The 1973-nt window shown below is 70.2% G+C and carries 3 protein-coding genes; 1 reads left to right on the forward strand and 2 read right to left on the reverse strand.

What is annotated here, in order from left to right:
- Positions 1–1124: 7,8-didemethyl-8-hydroxy-5-deazariboflavin synthase CofG (gene cofG / locus ACM2XV_RS14820; protein WP_487027489.1), on the reverse strand; the 1124-nt coding region annotated here is incomplete at its 3' end.
- Between the two features lie 133 nt (positions 1125–1257).
- Positions 1258–1566, reverse strand: coding sequence for an ArsR/SmtB family transcription factor (locus ACM2XV_RS14825; protein ID WP_487027490.1), 309 nt, complete (start codon positions 1564–1566; stop codon positions 1258–1260).
- Positions 1567–1622: 56 nt separating this feature from the next.
- Here ACM2XV_RS14825 and ACM2XV_RS14830 point away from each other — a divergent pair.
- A partial coding sequence (locus tag ACM2XV_RS14830) for an MFS transporter (protein WP_487027491.1) occupies positions 1623–1973 on the forward strand: 351 nt, incomplete at its 3' end.

Genomic DNA, 1973 nt, shown 5'->3' on the forward strand with positions numbered 1-1973 from the left:
GCGGTGAGGCGCGCGAGCTCCTCGATCTGCGGCCAGGGGCGCTCGGGGTTCACGTGATCGGGCGTGAGCGGCGAGACACCACCCCAGTCGTCGATGCCGGCGCGGACGAGCAGGGCGAGCTCGCCGGCATCCGTCAGATTCGGCGGCGCCTGCACGCGCATGCCGGGGCCGAGCAGCACGCGGGTCACGGCGACGGCCGCCGCGTACTCCTGCGTCTCGAGATCGACGGCGCCCATCATCGCGGTGGCGTTCTTGGCGCGGAAGTTCTGCACGATCACTTCCTGGATGTGGCCGTGCTTCTCGTGCGCGGCGCGCAGGGCGAGCACGGCGTCGATGCGCTCCTCGGCGCTCTCGCCGATGCCGAGCAGCACGCCGGTCGTGAACGGGATGCGCGAGCGGCCCGCGTCGTCGATCACCCGCAGGCGCACGGCGGGGTCCTTGTCGGGCGACCCGAAGTGCGCCTCGCCGGGCGTCTCCCAGATGCGGGTCGACGTCGTCTCGAGCATCATGCCCATCGAGGGGCCGACGGGCTTCAGCCGCTGCAGCTCGGCCCACGACATGACGCCGGGGTTGAGGTGCGGCAGCAGCCCGGTCTCGCGCAGGATCAGCTCGCCCATCGCGGCGACGTAGTCGAGGGTCGACGCGTAGCCGTGCTCGTCGAGCCACTGCCGGGCGATCGGCCAGCGGTTCTCGGGCCGGTCGCCGAGAGTGAGCAGCGCCTCCTTGCAGCCGAGCGCGGCGCCCTGGCGCGCCACCTCGAGCACGTCCTCGGGCTCCATGTAGGGAGAGATGCCGGCCTTCGCGAGCTTGCCCGGGGTCTGCACGAAGATGCAGTAGTGGCAGCGGTCCTGGCACAGGTGCGTCAGCGGAATGAACACCTTGCGCGAGTAGGTGATCACCCCGGGGCGGCCGGCCGCCGCCAGGCCGTCGTCGCGAATCCGGCCGGCTACCGCGAGCAGCCGGTCGAGGTCGTCGTCACGCGCGGCGAGCAGCGTCGTGGCATCCGCGTGCGACAGCGTCGCCCACGGTTCGCGCGCGGCCTCGAGCCGATCGAGGGCGCCATCGAGCTCGGCGGGGCGGACGTAGGGCGCAGCGGGCGTGCGCAGCATCAGAGGGACAGCCATAGATCACCTGGACATAGGGGAACGAAGACGGATGCCGGTGCCACCGCCCATCAAAGCCAGATGCGTGACCCCGACCAGCCCAAATCCAGGCCGCTGCCGATGCCCTCAGCCTAACCCCGGGTGTGCGCGCCGCTCAGTCGGATTCCGCGGTCACCGCGGCGATGAGCCCCGGGAACTTCGCGTCGAGCTCGGCGCGGCGCAGCTGGATCTCGTGTCGCCTGCCGTCGATCAGAGTGAGGGTGAGGCCGGCCTCGCGCAGCGTGCGGAAGTGATGCGCCATCGTCGACTTCGTGACGTCGACGCCCCAGTTGTCGAGGGTCTTCGACCGCGGCTCGCCGTCGGCCAGAACGCGCACGATGTGCAGCCGCACCGGGTCGGCGAGCGCCTTCATCACGTCGACGAGCTCGACGTCCTTCATGTCGGGGGCGGGGTAGTCAGGCATCCGGTCGCTCACGCAATGGTTCGACAATCATCGAACTATTGCGTACTCTCTATTGTGTGACGGTTATCGAACAATCCAACGCTACTCGCAACGTCGGGCTGAAGCTGGGAATCCTCGCGGCAGGCCTGTTCGTCGTGGGGACCAATGCGTTCGTCATCGCCGGCGTGCTGCCGGCGATCGCGGCGTCGCTGCACACGACCACGGCTGCGGTCGGCTACTCGATCACCTGGTACAGCATCGTGGTCGCGGTCGGCTCGCCCGCCGTGTCGACCCTGCTGGCGCGGATGCCGCGTGCCACGCTCATGGCGCTGGGCCTCGCCCTCATCGCCGTCGGCACCTTCCTCGCCGCGGCGGCGGCCGGCATCGGGCTCTTCACCGTGGGGCGCATCGTCGCGGCCATCGGAGGT

The organism is Gryllotalpicola sp. CP2-P1 (assembly GCF_057512245.1).

Excerpts from the sequence above, each read along its gene's own strand:
- ACM2XV_RS14825 (WP_487027490.1), bottom strand. The coding sequence starts at position 1,566 with ATGCCTGACTACCCCGCCCCCGACATGAAGGACGTCGAGCTCGTCGAC.